Source organism: Terriglobus aquaticus, assembly GCF_025685415.1.
In the GTDB taxonomy this organism is placed as follows: domain Bacteria; phylum Acidobacteriota; class Terriglobia; order Terriglobales; family Acidobacteriaceae; genus Terriglobus; species Terriglobus aquaticus.
Genome location: NZ_JAGSYB010000001.1, coordinates 869,759 through 886,660, shown reverse-complemented (window position 1 = coordinate 886,660; position 16,902 = coordinate 869,759). Strand labels below are relative to the sequence as shown.

The 16,902-nt window shown below is 60.0% G+C and carries 10 protein-coding genes; all 10 read right to left on the bottom strand.

Annotated elements, in window-relative coordinates:
• Positions 1–37: 37 nt before the first annotated feature.
• Positions 38–1,195, bottom strand: coding sequence for a M42 family metallopeptidase (locus OHL12_RS03840; protein ID WP_263412509.1), 1,158 nt, complete (start codon positions 1,193–1,195; stop codon positions 38–40).
• Between the two features lie 73 nt (positions 1,196–1,268).
• Positions 1,269–2,633: a Xaa-Pro dipeptidase gene (locus OHL12_RS03835; RefSeq protein ID WP_263412508.1), complete on the bottom strand. Its 1,365-nt coding sequence runs from the start codon at positions 2,631–2,633 to the stop codon at positions 1,269–1,271.
• 6 nt (positions 2,634–2,639) lie between these two features.
• Positions 2,640–4,763 carry a S9 family peptidase gene (locus OHL12_RS03830; protein WP_263412507.1) on the bottom strand — a complete coding sequence of 708 codons (2,124 nt, stop codon included), beginning with the start codon at positions 4,761–4,763 and terminating at the stop codon, positions 2,640–2,642.
• A 96-nt stretch (positions 4,764–4,859) separates the two neighbouring features.
• A complete protein-coding gene (locus OHL12_RS03825) occupies positions 4,860–8,585 on the bottom strand; it encodes a TonB-dependent receptor (protein WP_263412506.1) in 3,726 nt (1,241 codons plus the stop codon).
• Positions 8,586–8,951: 366 nt separating this feature from the next.
• Entirely contained in the window at positions 8,952–10,292 is a 1,341-nt protein-coding gene (locus OHL12_RS03820; RefSeq protein WP_263412505.1) for an enolase C-terminal domain-like protein, read from the bottom strand.
• The gene (locus tag OHL12_RS03815) at positions 10,289–11,050 is read right to left on the bottom strand and encodes an SDR family NAD(P)-dependent oxidoreductase (protein WP_263412504.1); all 762 of its coding nucleotides are present in this window, start codon (positions 11,048–11,050) and stop codon (positions 10,289–10,291) included. Before OHL12_RS03815 ends, OHL12_RS03820 begins: the two co-directional genes overlap by 4 nt.
• A complete protein-coding gene (locus OHL12_RS03810) occupies positions 11,047–12,153 on the bottom strand; it encodes a Gfo/Idh/MocA family protein (protein ID WP_263412503.1) in 1,107 nt (368 codons plus the stop codon). Before OHL12_RS03810 ends, OHL12_RS03815 begins: the two co-directional genes overlap by 4 nt.
• Before the next feature lie 427 nt (positions 12,154–12,580).
• Positions 12,581–13,897 (bottom strand): L-fucose:H+ symporter permease, encoded by a 1,317-nt coding sequence (gene fucP / locus OHL12_RS03805; RefSeq protein WP_263412502.1) that lies wholly within the window; start codon positions 13,895–13,897, stop codon positions 12,581–12,583.
• A gap of 14 nt (positions 13,898–13,911) precedes the next feature.
• Entirely contained in the window at positions 13,912–14,916 is a 1,005-nt protein-coding gene (locus OHL12_RS03800) for a zinc-binding alcohol dehydrogenase family protein (RefSeq protein WP_263412501.1), read from the bottom strand.
• Entirely contained in the window at positions 14,913–15,779 is an 867-nt protein-coding gene (locus OHL12_RS03795) for an amidohydrolase family protein (protein ID WP_263412500.1), read from the bottom strand. The genes OHL12_RS03800 and OHL12_RS03795 overlap by 4 nt, the downstream gene beginning before the upstream one ends.
• Between the last annotated feature and the right edge of the window lie 1,123 nt (positions 15,780–16,902).

Here is a 16,902-nt window from a genome sequence, read left to right as displayed (position 1 = left end):
ATCGTGGAAGCATCAAGCCTTCGTCTGGCTTTCCCGCCTACGGCGAAGGTGTGAAGTCACGCAGTTGCTGAACAGTAGATGCATCCAGCGACTTTAGCAATGCCACGAGCAGATCGACCGTCTCATCGAAGTCCTTGCGATTCACGATCCCGTTGTGCGAATGGGTGTAGCGAACTGGAACGACAATGTTCACCGTAGGCGTACCGCCATTGGACAGTTGCATCTCGGCAGAGTCATCGCCGTAGCCCTGGACCAGATCGAGTTGCAGGGGAATCTTGCTTGCTGCGGCTGTGCGCCGTACAAAGGCAACGACCTTCCGGTTGGCCAGAGCGCTGGAGTCATACAGGAAAATACCTGGGCCGCCGCCTAGCTTTGCCTGCGTTTCCTCAGGGTGCGATCCGGGCGTATCCCCGACGATTCCGCCTTCCAGGGCGATGCCGATGTCTGGCTTAACCACCTGCGCCGCCGTACGCGCGCCCCGCAAACCGATCTCTTCCTGCACGGTTGCGACATAGAAGATCTGGTTCGCGTGGGCCTCGTGCGCGGTGCGCTGCATAGCCAGCAGAAGTGCGGCACATCCAATCCGATCATCCCAACCCTTACCAAGGTAGTTGCCGCCATTCATCACCAGGAACGGTGAGTCGGGCACGACCGGGTCACCTGGCTCCAGGCCAAGCGCGGCGACCTCGGCGGCGGTCGTCGCACCCACGTCCAGCATCAGGCTGTCGCGGCTGAAGACGCGGGAACGCTCATCAGTCGGCACCACATGGATGTCGCGGATACCGGTGACCGCGTGCACCGGGCCCTTGCTGCCCAGAATGATCCATCGCTGGTCAGGCAGCGCCTGGTCCAGCCACCCTCCAAGCATCTGCATAGTGAGGAAACCATTGGGAGTGACGCGTCGCACCATGCCGCCCAGTTCGTCCATATGTGCGTCGACCATCACGCGAGGTCCGCTGGTCCCCTGCTGCGCAATCACAGAACCAAGGCCGTCAAAGCGCAACGAGTCGCTGCTCTGCTTCATGAGCGGCACCATGATGGCTCGTACCGGCTCCTCCGCTCCGGGAGGCCCCGCGGCATCGGCAAGTTGCTGCAGTAGGCGTACGGTCGAATCATTGACCGTTTGCGCTTGCGAGCAAGCAGGGACAACCAGGTGCAGGCCGAGCGCGGCGAGGGCAAGTAAAGGAAGGCGCATGGTTTCCACACTACACTGCCAAGCTGTCAGCGTAAGAAGTGATGCGCAGACAAACTCCGCGCATCCCCTAGGGTTAGCGAGTATCTTTCGTCACCGCTCCGCCCTTCATCACAAACGGGACTGACGTCAACACCTCTATCTTCTGTAGAGGATCAGCTTTCAAGGCGATTAGGTCCGCGTAGTGACCGGCGGTCAGCTGACCTACATCGTCCGAACGCCCGATCAGATCAGCAGCATGCACTGTGGCAGCCTGAATAGCTTCAGTCGGGGTCATACCGAACTGCACCATGTAGTGGAACTGCTTCGCGTTGTCACCGTGCGGGTAGACACCTTCATCCGTGCCAAACGCCATCTTTACTCCAGCCTTCCACGCCCGGCGAAAGGTCTCCCGCTGCTTCTGTCCGACACCCCTCTCCTTCTCGATCTGCTCTTTCGGCAAACCAAACTTGGGTGCTTCCTGCAGAATGTAGTCGTCATCGTAGATGTCCATCACGAAATACGTACCGTGCTCTTTAGCGAGACGAATGTCTTCATCGTCCGCCAGCGATGCGTGCTCAATGGAGTCGATACCCGCAAGGATGGACCACTTGATGCTCAGCGCCCCATGGGCGTGCGCCGCGATTTTGCGGCCAGCCTGGTGCGCGGTGTCCGCCGCCATCTTCAATTCCGACAATGTGTACTGCGGCGCTCCGGGCTGATCCCCTTTGCTCAACACGCCCCCGCTTGCCAGAATCTTGATCACGTCGACGTTGTATTTCACCTGCGCTCGAACGGTTTGTTGCACCTGCTGCTCTCCGTCCGCAATCTGGAAGTCGCGATCGTTGGGGTACAGCATGGGTCGCACTTCAGGCGAGAAGTTATTCAGGTCGCCATGCCCGCCAGTAATCGAGATTGCCGGACCCGACGCGACGATACGAGGTCCTGGGATGTACCCCTCGTTGATGTTGTTTCGCAGATCGACCGCGGCAAACGGCGGGGAACCCACGTCACGTACCGTGGTGAACCCAGCATCAAGTGTCTTCTTCGCATTCACCACGCCATTGATCGCGGCGATGAACGGCGTCTCGCGAAACGCATTGATTTCGTCGTACTTGTCCGCGCGAGCGGTCAGGTGAGTGTGGCAATCGATCAGACCTGGCAACACATAGTCATCTGACAAATCGATGACCTTTGCACCATCAGGAATCGGAAAACCCTTCCCTTCCACACTTCGGATGCGCGCTCCTTCGACCACAAGCACTGCACCATCCACGTAGCGGCCAGCCACACTGTCAAACAGCTTACCGGCCTTGATGTATTCCACGGTCTCCACTATCGGTTGAGTCCCGGGCTGAACAGCTTGCGCCTGAAACGGCTTCGCAATCGAAAGGACGGCGAGCAGCGCCAGCCCGACCGCTACGACGTGTGGACGATGCTGCTGGATCAACGGAATCTCCATCCTTGATTACTTGGCGTATTTGTCGAGCCACTTCAGTTCTTCCCTGACCTTGATGTACCCATGCCAGGGATTATTGCCTAACGGGTGATTCTCGCCCGGAAACTGCAACAGCGCGCGCGGCACGTTCAGCCGCGCAAGTGCCCGCTCGAAGACAATCTGCTCAAAAAAGCTGACGCGGTTGTCCACGTCTCCGCCGACCATGTGCGTTGGCGTCTTCACCTTGTTCATCTGAAACAGGGCGGCCTCACTCTCATACAACTCCGGCTTTTCCCATGGCGAACCTGACAGATACCAGGCATCATCAAACGTCAGATCGTCGAAGCCCCAGTTCGCAGCATGTTCGACTGCGCCGGCACCGGTCACCGCAGCTTTGAAGCGTGTGGTCTGCGTAATGATCCAATTCGTCATATAGCCGCCATAGCTATATCCGCCGATCGCCAGATGGTCGGGGTCTGCGATTCCCTGCTGCACTAGCGCATCCACGCCACTCAGGATGTCCTTGCCGGGCGCGCTTACCAGGTGTGGCCGAATGCCAAGTTGGAACGTGTCCCCATATCCTGTGCTCCCACGATAGTTGGGCCGAAAGACCAGCCAGCCCTGGGCGGCTGCCAGACCGGCCCAGTCGTACCAGTTGGCACCAAACCGGTTGCCGTCGGCATCCGCGGGCCCACCATGGATCAGAGTGAGCATGCGCAGTCGCTTCGCGTTCTTCACGCCTGGCGGATAGATAAGCACGCCTTCTACAGGCGTCCCGTCTTCTCCCTTCCATGTAAACGGCTGCCATTCAGGCTTCGCTCGTTGCGCAAAAACGAGATTGAATGCCGTGATCGCCTCCGGCTTGTCCATACTGCCAGGCTGTGCGGCGAGGTACACCTGAGTCGGCTCACCGATGGCCGAGTGGGTGAACAGCATGGAGCCACCATGATCCGCGATGCTCAACCGCCCGTACGCGCCTGGAGTCTGTGCGACGAGCTTGGCTTCGTCTCCGTGTAGTTGGTAGACGAGGCGGTTTGTGCCCTTCAGGCCAATCGCAAAGATCCGGCCATCCCGGCTGATCGTCAGATTCTCCCATGAGCCGTCAAATTTGGAGCCGAGCCTATGACTAGTGCCAGAAGCTGCATCGATCCCGTACACGCGCCCCTGCACATCCTGGTACGGCCCGTCGATCGAACCTCCCGCGGCACGCACCAGCACATAGATCGTCTTTCCTGCGGGATCCCATGCCAACTGACCTTCGAGACCCTCGTTATGCGTCACCTGGTGCGGCGTGCCACCGCTGAATGCGACCGTGAAGAGTTCCGTGTTCGCGGGATCTTCCAGCCGATCCGCGACAGGGCCAGTCTCGAACGCAACCTGGTCTCCGGCCGGCGAGACGGCGATGTCGCCAATGCCGAGGGTGCTATGTGCGATGACCTTGGATCCCTGCGGATAAGCTGGCTGATCCGCAGGGACCTTGGGGTCTTCATGCGCCATCGGTGTCTGCTGATTGACATGCTCCGCGGCGTCTACAGCCAGGGCCAGCAGGGTGTCGCCGCGATCCTTATTGCGCCACTCAACGGTGTCTTTCCATTCCTTCTTGTAGGCTTCGTCAGCATTCTTCGAGAGAGGTTCCATCACGGAGAAGACGACAACGTTGCCTTTGGGCGCCCACGAGAAAGCGTGCAGGCGCAGCGGCTCACGATACAGCGGAAAGGCTTCGCCACCATGAACTGGCAAGATCCAAATGCGGCCGGTCTTGTCCTTATCATTGCCATCGCCGGCGGGCTTCTGCGTCGCTGGTAGCGGCCGGTCGGAAACGAATGCAACGTATTGGCCGTCCGGCGACCACTCTGGCTGCCCATCATCGCCCGCGCTGGTCAAAGGCATAAGTGGCCTGGCACCGCGACGCCACAACCAAAGCCTCTTTTCGAACCGGTCGTGCGACCAATCGGGACTGTTCGTGCCGAACACCGCGGCAGAGCCATCCGGCGACAACTCGGCCGCGACAATCTCCGTGGTGTTCAGGTACTCGTCAAGCGTGATTGGAGGCAGGCCGGCAGCCGCACTCTGCGCTAAGGACCGGTAAGGCGTCGCAAAAAGAAGGCCTGCCGCAAGTGCAGCAAGCGAGGCTCGCGTCCGGATGAGTCTCATAGAAATCCTTGGTATCGATATGCAGCGCTGCCCAAAGGCAAAAACCATACCGATGAGATCAACCGTGCACCACGGCGATCTCATCGGTGTAGAAAATCAGAAATCGTAACGAAGCGAGAACTGCATGCGGCGAGGCGTTCCCAACTGCGCCGTAGCGATACCGAGCGTATTGTTGGTGAGCTGCGACGTGATGGACTGCGGATCGAAACGGAATGTGTTCGTCACGTTGTAGACCTCCCACGCGAACCGCAGGGTTCCTTTCTCAATCGTCCAGGACTTGTTCAGGCCGCTATCCAGTGAAAAGTATCCGTCGCCTCTGAAGTTGTTGCGCTGCCCTGCTTCGCCTGCATAAGGCAGACGAACCGGGCCTCCCGTAGTGGTGCCTGGATTGATCGCGTCGACATTCGCAAAGAACTGCGGATTTCCACTGCTATCGAAGTGGCGCTTGATCGCCGCGCCCTTCTTGTCCACTACCACACCAAACCCGGGTTGCTGCCAATTGGTGGTGTAGCCCGGCTCAAACAACGAGAACGGCAAACCGCTCGTGCTGCGCAGGATGCCCGTGTTCTGCCAACCTCCAAGCAAAGCATTCATCAAGCCGCCGCCACCGTTCAAGAAGTGTCGCCCTCGCCCAAACGGGAGTTGGTACACGTAGTTGACGGTAATGATGTGCGTTGTGTCGAAGTCCGATACGGAACGGTTCAGGTAAGGCTTCCAGCTGTTGATGATGCTGCTGGCATTGAACGCAACATTATTCGCGAACTCCGAGGTGCGCTCCGTGTCCGATCCCATATCGATCGAGCGGGAGTACGTATAACTCAGGTCCATCTGCAGGCCGTGAGCCATCGGGTGGCGCAAAGTGAACTGGGCCGCGTTGTAATAGCTCATGCCGATCGTCGACAGAGCGTAAAGCGAAGAGAACTGGTTCTGCCAGAAGCGCGGAACATGGTTCGCCGGGCAACCATAGACGCAATAGAAGTCGATGTCTGCTAGAGCGGTCGTCGCGCCAAGATTGGAGCGATATGGAGCCCACTCATTTGTGTAGATCGCCTGCGTCGCGCTTTCGCCGGGGTAGTCGTATCCGGCCATGTATGGGAACAGGTGTTCAAAATACGGGATCGCAGCCACCTGCGCATTGTTGTCGCCCGCATTCTGATCCACGACCTTGGACAGTTGGGCGCCCGCGCTGAAGTAGTCTCCCCCACCCTGCGGGTCAACGAAGTCAACCGGCTCGGCAAGGTCGAGACTCTGCAGCAGGTGGCGGCCAAGCCGACCAACGTATGCGGTCTCCAGGGTGAACCCGCCCGGGAGCTCGCGCTGAACGGAAAAGTCGAACGCTTCGGTGTACGGCGTCTTCAGACGGTTATCCAGCCCCCACGTGATGTTGAACAAGCCCTCAGGTGCCGTATACGGAAACTGCACGGACGCGGCCGGCGCACCATTGTTGAACGGGAACGAGCGACGGCTCGTAAACCGCGGCGCCGAACTGTAGCTGTAGGTTCCGGGCTGATTCGTCAGAGTCGAAGAAAGCCCGAACGATCCATTCTGATCGAACGTGTTCACCAGCCCTTCGCCGAAGTGGTCGAAGTACTGACCGGCACCGGCCCGAATCGAGGTCTTCGCGTTCGGCGCGTACACCACTGCGAAGCGCGGTGCGATGTTCAACTTCTGCTTCGGCCAGTATCCGGGCTTTCCGTAGTACGGACCGTTGGGCGCGAACTGCAGATCGGGCTCATAGATCTGGCCCACTTGCGCCGCGGCCTCGCGTTGCGCAAACCATGCGTGGGTATCGATGGTCGGCGCTACCTGCTGTCCGTTCACGTCGTATGGCGTCTGCAGGATCGTGTGCCGGATACCAAACGTGAATGTCAGGTTCGGGGTGGCCCGCCAGGAGTCCTGCAAGTAGTACTCGAACTCGTTGGCTTTGAAGTTCCGGCTGATTGGGGTGCCATCCGCCAGCAGGGTTCCCGTGGTGGCGCTGGACACCTGATAATTGTACAGATTCGTCACACTGGGAATCGTGCCCAACAGGTTCGCCAGGGCAACCACGTATGAGTTCGTGAAGCCTGAATCCACCCCGTTCTGACCGATCAGCGACGGATCCGGCGGCGAGCCGCTCAGGTAATAAGGATTGGTCGACGCGTACGAATAGGAGTTTGCATCGGACCGGCGGTTCTGATGCACCTGTCGCCAGTTGCCACCGAACTGAAAGTTGTGATTGCCTCGTGTCCAGTTCAGGTTGTCGATGATGTTGTGCACCGGCGCACTGACAACAGTCGTGCGTGTCTGTGCAGTCGGCGGATCGATAAACCGGAAGCTGACATAATCCCCGGTGCCGACACCACTGTTGCCATACCCTTGGCGCACATACCCATAACGCACATCGTTTACCAGCGAGGGCGATATCGTCCATGTGTCGCCAAACGTCATGCCTTTGCTGTTGTCCACCAGCAGGAACGATGGCCCCTGTCCCGGAAACTGCTCTACGCCTCCGGTAGTGTCCTTCTGCAGATTGCCGCGCGCAAACAGCCGCTGACGGTCAGAAGGCACCCAGTCCAGCTTGACGATCGTCGTGTTCAGCGAGATCGGGTGCGGGGAGGAGAACGTGTACGAGCCGGTGTTCAGTCCGTCACCAAGCTGTGTGCCGTTCGCCGCCGGATACTGATTCAGCAGGGTGAGGATGTTCGGGTTCGGCCCTGGACCTGCGCTGTAAGCAGCCGTTCCACAGACGTTGCAACCGTTCGCCGCATCGAGCGCAGTCACCTGTGCGGGCGACAGGGTGACCACGTTTCCATTTGCATCTTTGTACTTCAGATTGCCTTGCTGGTATGACGCCGTAGGCACAGTACGCTGCTGAATCGAGCTCTCCGCCTGGCGCTGACCTTCGTAATTGGCGAAGAAGAAGAGCTTGTCCTTCTTGATGGGACCGCCCAGGTCTCCACCGAAGATGTTGCGGATCAGCTTGGGCGGACGATTCGGCAGACCGGACGCAAGCTGCGAAGCCTTCAAGAAGAAGTCGTTCGCCACCGTGATCGTCGGCCTGTTGTACTCATACACCGCACCGTGAAAGCTGTTCGTGCCCGACTTGGTCACCAGGCTGACCTGCGCACCCGAGGAGCGACCCGCGTCTGCATTCGCATTGCTCGTCGTGACACGAAACTCCTCCGTAGAGTCCTGCGTTGCGCGCAGCACGCCGGTAAACGCGAGACCTCGAATCTGGTCGTTGTCGTCCACACCATCCAGCGTGACGTTGCTTTGGTCGGAACGTCCGCCGTTCACCGCGCCACTGCGGCTGTCCTGCAACGCTGGGTCCGAGCCGGCCGGAATGGGCACGAAGAAGACGCCTGCATTCAACGAAAGCAGATCGGGGATATTGCGCGTCTCGCTTGGCAGCGCCTGAATGGTCGCATTGCTCGTCGAGTTGCCGATCGACGCATCCGTTGTATTCAACGTCTGCGCGGCAGTGCTCACGTTGACCACAACGTCCGTGCCCTGAGGCGCCAATTCAAAGTCCACGGTGGCAGGCTGGTTGACCAGCAACTCGGCACGCTTAGTCTGACTGCCGAAGCCGCTGAAGCTCACCGTGATGTCGTACTTGGCTGGCGGAATCTGCTGGATCTGATAATCGCCGCTTGACTTGGAAGTAGTGCTGAACGTTTGCCCGTTCGCCGGGTTGCTCAACTGAACGGTAGCTCCAGCGACAACAGCTCCGCTTGGATCGCGCACAACTCCGCGCAGCGATGTGGTTGCGTTCTGGGCAAGCGTCGTTGCCGCCACAGCGAGCACAACAACTGCGGGAGCATGGGCACAGATTCGTCTCATCTACGTCCTCCAGGTCAGAGTGGCGGGGACAGAGGCAAAGAACTCCATACGGGTCCTGATTGTCTGCTAAGTTTTGCGGTGTTCAGTCTGTGTTACAGGAACGCGAATCAGATTGCAAACCGAGGCACATTGCGGCGCTCAGACCCGTACCAAGTCTGAACGAGCTCGCAGTTGACCATGCCAGACCGTTGTAGCCTTCTTGTCAGTGCAAGGTGCTACTGCGACGTTGCCGGGGTGATCTACCCTCTCCGCTCTCGCCCGGCATCACAGCAACCGCAGATGAGCTCGCCAAGGTTCAAGCTACCCAAGCGGTGGCTACCTTGCCCAGTGGTCACAGCACACTCTCTTCGTCCGTCCGGCCAGCGGTCATACCGATTCGTGATCGGCCCATGCTCGGCCGTGCGGAAACTGGAACTCCGCGACCGATGCGTCCCACATCTGTGCGCTATATCCCGGCGCGATCGGCAGGCGATAGTGACCGTTCACCATCTCCACAGGGTCGGTGAAATGCTCGTGGAGGTGGTCGACAAATTCCGTCACCCGGTTCTCGAACGTGCATGCAACCCGCAGGTAATCGAAAGCCGCCAGGTGTTGCACATACTCGCACAGGCCGACGCCACCCGCATGCGCACACACAGGCACGCCAAACTTCGCAGCCAGCAAAAGCACCGTCACATTTTCGTTCACGCCCGCGAGACGGCAGCTGTCAATTTGGACCACATCGGTAGCCCCCGCCTGCAGCAGTTGTTTGAAGATCACGCGATTTTGACAATGCTCGCCTGTCGCGATACGCACTCCGGTCTCGCGGCGGATCGCCGCATGCCCCAGGATGTCATCCGGACTCGTCGGCTCTTCCATCCACCATGGATCGAAGACGCTCAAGGCGCGGGTGCGTTCGATCGCCTCACCCACGTCCCATCGCTGGTTGGCATCCATCATCAGGCGCATATACGGGGGCAGGGTGGAACGAATCAGCGCGGCACGCCGCATGTCTTCTTCGTGCGCGCCGCCCACCTTCATCTTCACGTGGCGGAACCCTTGCGCGGCCGCCTGAGTGCACAAGGTGCGCACCTCATCGTCCCTCAGGCCAATCCAGCCGGGCGACGTCGTGTACGCTGGCACACCCGTGCGCTTCAGTTCTGCAAGGCGCTCCGCTAGGCCAACTTGGCCCGCCTGAAGGATCTCGTACGCCTCCGCCGGCGTTAGCGCGTCAGTGATGTACGAAAAGTCCATCAGGCGCACCAGGTGTTCGCTAGGCATCTCCGCCAGCAGCTGCCACACAGGCTTGCCAGCAACACGTGCATACAGATCCCACACAGCATTGATCAGCGCGGCCGCCGCCAAGTGAACCACACCCTTTTCCGGTCCGAGCCAGCGAAACTGGGTATCGCGCACCAACTCCCGCACAAACACACCGAAGTCACTAACGATAGCGCTCAGCTTCCGTCCTCGCACAAATCCGGCAAGGAACTGAATCGCCAGCACGCACACCTCTGTCCCGCGACCAAGAGTGAAGGTCAGACCATACCCCTGCTCCTCCGTATCGGTGACAAGGGTGATGTAAGCGGCCGAGTAGTCGGGGTCGGTATTCACCGCATCGGAGCCGATGCGGAACAGCGACGTGGGAAACCGCACATCGACGACCTGAACATCCCGGATCGTCACATCGCGCGTTAATTGCAATTCAGCCAGTGTAGGAGTGCTCATGCCGCGGTCCACCCTCCGTCCAGGGTGATCACGCTGCCGTGCATGAAGTCGGCAGCCGGCGAGCACAGGTACAGCACCAAAGAAGCAACTTCATCCGGCCTCCCAAGCCTGCCCACGGGCTGTCGCACCCGCAGTTGCTCGCGCACTTCTTCTTCTTGACCTGCGTGATACTTCTCCAGAAAGCCGGCGACGAACGGCGAATCGATCGTGCCCGGACACACACAGTTCACCCGAAGCTGCTGAGGATACTCCACCGCGAGCTGGCGGGACATGGCCACCACCGCTCCCTTGGAAGCACAGTAAGCAAAGCGCTGACGAATGCCCACCAATCCTGCGACAGAAGCGATGTTGACGATCGACCCGCGACGTTTCATCAAGTGCGGCAGAAAGGCCTTCGTCACCAGGAACACGGAATCCACGTTCACGTGCATGACACGAGCAAAGTCCTCCTGCTCGGTCGCCGCAATATCTCCAACCAATCCGATTCCCGCGTTGTTCACCAGGATGTCGAGCGTATCGAACTTCGCGGCAGCGGCTTCGATCGCCTTCGCGTCACACACATCCAGCTCCAGCGCTCGCGCACCAGGCAGGTCCTTCGCCACAGCCTCCGCAGCTTGCAGTCGAATATCTGCAAGCACAACTTCTGCACCGGCGCCCGCGAGTGCCGTCGCAATGGCCGCGCCAATGCCGCTGCCTGCGCCCGTAACCAGCGCAGTTTTCCCTGTAAGCACACCAGAGTTCTCTTCGTTCCCGATCATTGCGCGTCGTACCTCTCTAGTTCGTGGGGCAGCAGCAGATCGTTCGGTGCAATCGCCCGCCCGGTCCTGCTCGATTCATAACAAGCCTCAACAAGTGCCATCGTGCGAAAGGCATCGTCGACACGTGTGGGCAGCACATCCGTTGTGGAAGCAAGAAAGTTCTGCAGCGAGTTCATCGAGCCGGCGAATGCCTCCGGGAACCAGTTGCCACCCAGGGGCACCGGTTGCCACCCGGCTTGGCCCAGGCTTACATCCAGCGTATCTGGCAGACCACGTGGATAGTCCAGATTGACACCCATCTGCGCATGCACCGCGCCCAGCGTGCCCTCCACCTGCACAAACGACCGCTGGTTACCCATTCCGAACCCATTGCTGTGGTTGGTTGCGATCAGCGCCCGGGTCCAGTCACCGTAATCCAACACGATCGAACTCTTGGTTGCGCTCAGATCCGGCGTCACAGGACTCCGCACCGTGCGCGCCTGAACGGCTGCGGGTTCACCCATCCAGGCGCGCGCCAGATCCAGGTAGTGAATCGAGTGGTACAGAATCTCGAGCCGCGGTGCTTTGGCCAGAAAACTCCACGTCTCCCACGGCATGTGGCAGCTCACGTCCACCTGAAAGTCGTGCAGTTGACCAAGGTCTCCCACAGCGCGCAGAGCAAGTGCCTTTGCCATGTTCGGAGCAAAGCGAAGTTGAAAGTTCACGGCCGCTGTAAACCTGCGCGCCCGGCACAGCTCCACAATCGTTCGTGCTTCCTCGAGCGTTTCGCCCATGGGCTTCTGCATCAGCACGGCCGACCCCTCAGGCAAGACCGAAAGCACGCGTACTAATGCAGGTGCCGGGACTGCGACGTCGAACACGCAATCGCGCGGCGCGTTCTGCACCGCTTCCTCCACGCTGCCAAAGCTCCGCGGGATTCCGAACTGGGCAGCAACCCGCTCGGCACGGCGTTGGTCCATGTCCGCGATGGCGATCACTTCCAAACCCGTGGCGCGATACGCCGGCAGATGCGCATCATTCACAATGCTGCCCGCACCCACGATGACGATCGGGCGACTGGTGCCGCGAACGGAGGTTTGCTCAGATCGAACGGGTGAGATCACACAAGGCTCTCGATACGTTGGTGTGTGCTATCGGGGCGATAGAGGAACGACTCCGCAGCCCATCGAACTTGCTTCACGAGTGATCCACGGAAACGCCGACAAGACGAGCCAGCTGGCAAACAGAATACAGTCCATTTCATCTGCGATACCAGAGCGCCCGTTACGCTTAACCTCAACTTTCGAACTGCCCGAGTCCAGCGGAGCGCGGTTGTGTCGAAGATGCCTCACCCTCCCGCAGTAGCTCACTCACATAAGCCGAGCGAACAGCCGGTATGCCTCGAGTCCGGTCCTTGACCAACCTCACGCTGTACAGTCGTCAGCTACGTTAACGATGACTGCATGGTACACGCGGAGCATGTGCCGTGGCTGACGCGAAGGCGCGGATCAGGCGAAAGCGGATGCGACCGCTTGCGGCGCACACCCGCGCTTAGATGTCGAAGTTAGAAACCTGCAATCGCGTCGAGGTGTAACGCCGCATGTACAACGCGTAGGCTGCCACCACCACATACCCAAGCAGTGGGATCAGATACGACAGAGCGGTGCTGTGTTCTCCCAAACGACCCATCAACGGTGTGCCGACCGCTCCACCAATGATCGTCATCACCAGGAACGAGCCACCCAGGTTCGTGTTGCCGCCCAGGTCCTTCAATCCCAGCGCAAAGATCGTGGGAAACATGATCGACATAAAGAAGCTGGTCAGCAGCACCGCGATTAGCCCCGCCCAACCGGGCATGGTGATGCCCACGGCAAGCAGCACAATGTTCATCGCCGCGTACCAGACCATCACGCGATCCGCACGCACCCGCCGCATCAGCAACGACGACAAGAACCGGCCAGCACCGAACGCCGCAAGCGTACCGGTAAGAAAGAAGCCCGCCGTCCGCTCGTCCGTGTGCCCGTATTGCTGCGCGTATTGAATGAAGAAGCTCCACGTGCCAACCTGCGCTGCCACGTACATAAACTGCGCAAAGAGCGCGAACACAAAGTGCTTCTTGCGAAACAGCGCCTTCCAGTCGGTCTCCACCTCAGCCACGTGTTCGCGCTGATGGATGAACGCGGGAAATCTAGTAAGCGCAATCATCACCGCCCACAGCAGGGCCAGGCCACCCAACACCAGGTACGGAACGACCACGCGAAACGTCTCCGCGTGCAGGTAGTTGGTGTACGTGCCCGCTGCCCTCATGCTGCTCACCTGGGCAGGCGTTAGCTCCACGCCAGAAAAGATGAAGCGAACGCCTAGCAGCACGCCGGCAATTGAACCGATGGGATTGAACGCCTGCGCCAGATTAAGTCTGGCTTCAGAGCTGTCGGTCGGCCCCAGTTGCGCAACGAAGGGATTGGCCGCAGTCTCCAGAAATGCGAGACCGCTGGCCACCACGAACAATGCAATCAGAAATGCCAGATAATGCCCCGAGTGTGCCGCCGGCCAGAACAGAAAGCAGCCCGTGCTGAACAGCAGCAAACCTGTCAGAAATCCCGCCTTGTAGCCCTTCTTGGCCATCAGCAACCCGGCGGGCAAGGCCAGCAAGAAGTATCCAAGGTAGAAAGCGGACTGCACCAGCCCAGCTTCGAATCGCGTAATCGCGAACGACTTCATGAACTGCCGGATCAGCACATCATTCAGGTTGTTGGGAATGCCCCACAAGAAGAACAGGCCGGCAACCAGCGAGAAGATGCCCGCAGTTCCCTGGGGCAGGAGCACCGCTCCCGCGCGTTGCGGGCGTGTCGATGTCGAGGCAATCATGCGTGCTCCTGGGACTACCGAATCCGGACCACAATCTTGGTAAAGCTGGCTGGATCGTCCGACCAGCGTGCCAGCATCGCAGGAGCTTCGTCAATCGAAACCACTGCGGAGATGGCTCGTTCTGTCGGGAACACCCCTCTCCGCAGCAGCGCAATCACTTCCCTGAAATCGGCTGGCAGGGCGTTGCGAGAACCCAGGATGTCGAGTTCCTTCTGCACAAACAGCTTGGTCTCATAACTCACGGGCTCCTTCGCGTAGCCAATGTAGGCCACCCGTCCGGCGAAGGAGACCTCCTCCACAGCGGCACGAAACGTCTCGGGCAGGCCGATCGCTTCGATCACAACGGCGGGACCCTCACCGCCCGTGATCTCCTGCAGCCGGTCGTGCACGGACTCGCGGCGGGAGTGGATGCAGTGCTTCGCTCCAGCCGCGGCCGCAATCGCCAGCTTCTCGTCATCGACGTCGATCGCAATGATCGTCGCTCCGCAAAACGCTGCGCCCGCAATCGCACCCAGTCCAACGCCGCCGCAACCGTACACCGCAACGGCCTCCCCGGCCTGAACCCGCGCTCGCGAAACCGCGTGCATACCAACTGTAAGCGGCTCCACTAAGCAAAGCTCCTGGAGCGACAGATCGGACGGGTAGACCTTATCTGCCGGCACACTCAGCAGCTCCGTCATCCCACCGTCGCGCTGCACACCTAAGGTCTGGTTGACCTGGCACGCGTTGAACCGCCCCGCCCGGCAGGCCGCACACGTGCCACAGGCGGTATACGGCAAGACCGTGACTCTGGTGCCGGAAGGCACTTCAGCGTTCCCTTCCAGCACCGTCGCGGCAATCTCATGCCCGATCACACGCGGAAAGCTGACCATGGGATTGCGACCGCGAAAGCTATTCAGATCGGTCCCGCACAAACCAACCATCTCCACCCGCAGCAGCAGATCCCCTTCGCGGCGCTCGGGCTCTGGCACCTCCGTCACAGTCGCCTGCCCGGGTGCCAACAGTGCCACCGCTTTCACGCCCTTTCTCCCTGTTGCGTCGCTGCCTCACGCTTGGCAACGCCGTACACGCGCACAGCGTTCTCGCCGAAGATCGCCGCTTGCTCCATCGCAGATAGGTCGGCGGTCCAACCCTGCACGATCCGGAACCAATCCACGTAGCTGCACCGCGCCAGCACCACCGGCCAGTCGCTGCCAAATAGCAGGCGCTTCGGCGTGAATGCGTCCAGCACCACCTCGTAATACGGACGCAACGATTTAGCGGACCAGGCGCCACTGCTCGCCTCCGTGACAATGCCAGACACCTTACAAACCGTATTCGGACGTCGTGCAAGTTCCACAATGCCCCGCGACCACTCAGTCATATCGCCATCGCCCATGCGCGGCTTAGCAATGTGATCCAGCACAAACGAGATCTGCGGAAATGCGTCGACCAGACGCGTCGCCTCTTCCAGTTGCTGTTCCACAATCAGGAGGTCGTACGTGAGCCCGGCGGCTGCGACATGCGCCAGCCCTTCACGAAAGGCCGCGTCGTCCATAAAGCCAGCGGGCTCGGCCTGCACCACGTGCCGCAAGCCCTTGAGCAGTGCAACTTGTGAGAACCGCTCCAGCAGCTCAGGCAGTGCCGGATCCCGCAACGGCAGCCAGCCTACGACTCCAAGCACCGGCGGCGTCACGGCCGCAACCTGCAGTAGCCATTCTGTCTCCTTTACGTTTTGCCGCGCCTGTACCGTGATCGCACCTTGCAGACCTGCATCCGCCAGTGTCGCGATCAGGTCCGCAGCCACAAAGTCGCGCCGCAACGGAGCAAGGTCATCCGTAATCCACGCGTACTCGTCGGCGTCGTAGTGCCACAGGTGATGGTGCGCATCAATGCGAAACATAGGCAGCTTCCTGACGGCTCTGCGGCAAGTCCTGGTTCTCAGGCAAGCCGGACGGCCACACTACATTCGCCACCGGCGACAGGATGGGCGCGAACCCCGGCCAGCACAGCATCCGGAATCGGCTCTTCGAGCGACCGCACCGCATGGCCTCTCCTCAGGCAACTTCCTTGGGCGGCAGCGTACCACCGCGTCAACGTTACAGACAACGCGTACTCCGGTATTTTCTGCTCTACGATAGGGGCCTGGCGCGTCTCGCAACCCGGGAGTTCCATTCAGCGCTTCTGCCTCTACCTTGACCTGCGGCCCGACCCGACCCTCGTCGCGAGTACTTACACCTGCACCAGAACGTTTGGCCCTAGATCAAGCAGCGTCCGCAAAGCCGGCGTTACGGACATACAGATCTACCTGCTTGGCACTCACCTCTGCATGATCCTGAAAGCTGAGGACAGCTTCACCATGGAAGCCAAGACCGCCTTGGATGCCAGCGATCCCAAGGTCCTCGAGAGGGAGAGCCTGATGACAAGGTTCCAGAGGTAAACGAGGGCAGTGACCTGACCCCGAAGTCTCAACCCATGCGGAAGATCTATTAGTTGCACTAGCCGGCCTCCACGGCGCGTCCTTGAGCATGTACATCTGAAAGCAAGCGTGCACCTTCTACCGATCGGGATAGCCAGCCTCCAAACAAGCCAGTACAGGCACAAGCAATGGCAGTCACCTTAAGGAAATCGCAAAAGACCTGGGCCTTTCAGCGGTCACCATCTCCAAGGTCTTGCGCAATCACGAAGACATCAGCAAGAACTGCCCGCGGCTGGCACTCACGTGCGCGCCTCCAGCGAACGCTCCGCAGACTGACTCCAGGACCTCGCGCCAGCTCCGCCTCAGAACCGAGGAACACCTGCCGCTCCCTCCGCTTCGCTGCCTGCATCGTGGCAACGGCGTCCCTCGCCGGCACCCCTCACGCCCAGCCGGCTCTACTGCTACTCCCGCCCCGCATTCAGAGCCGCCTGCGGGAGGGCCGCGCCCCAATCTCAAATGGCGACTTACCCAGCGCTCGCGCTGGCTTGCTCTGGCTATGCAGCTCGATCCGGGCAATGCACGGCGTTTCGACTTATCGCTTTCGTCT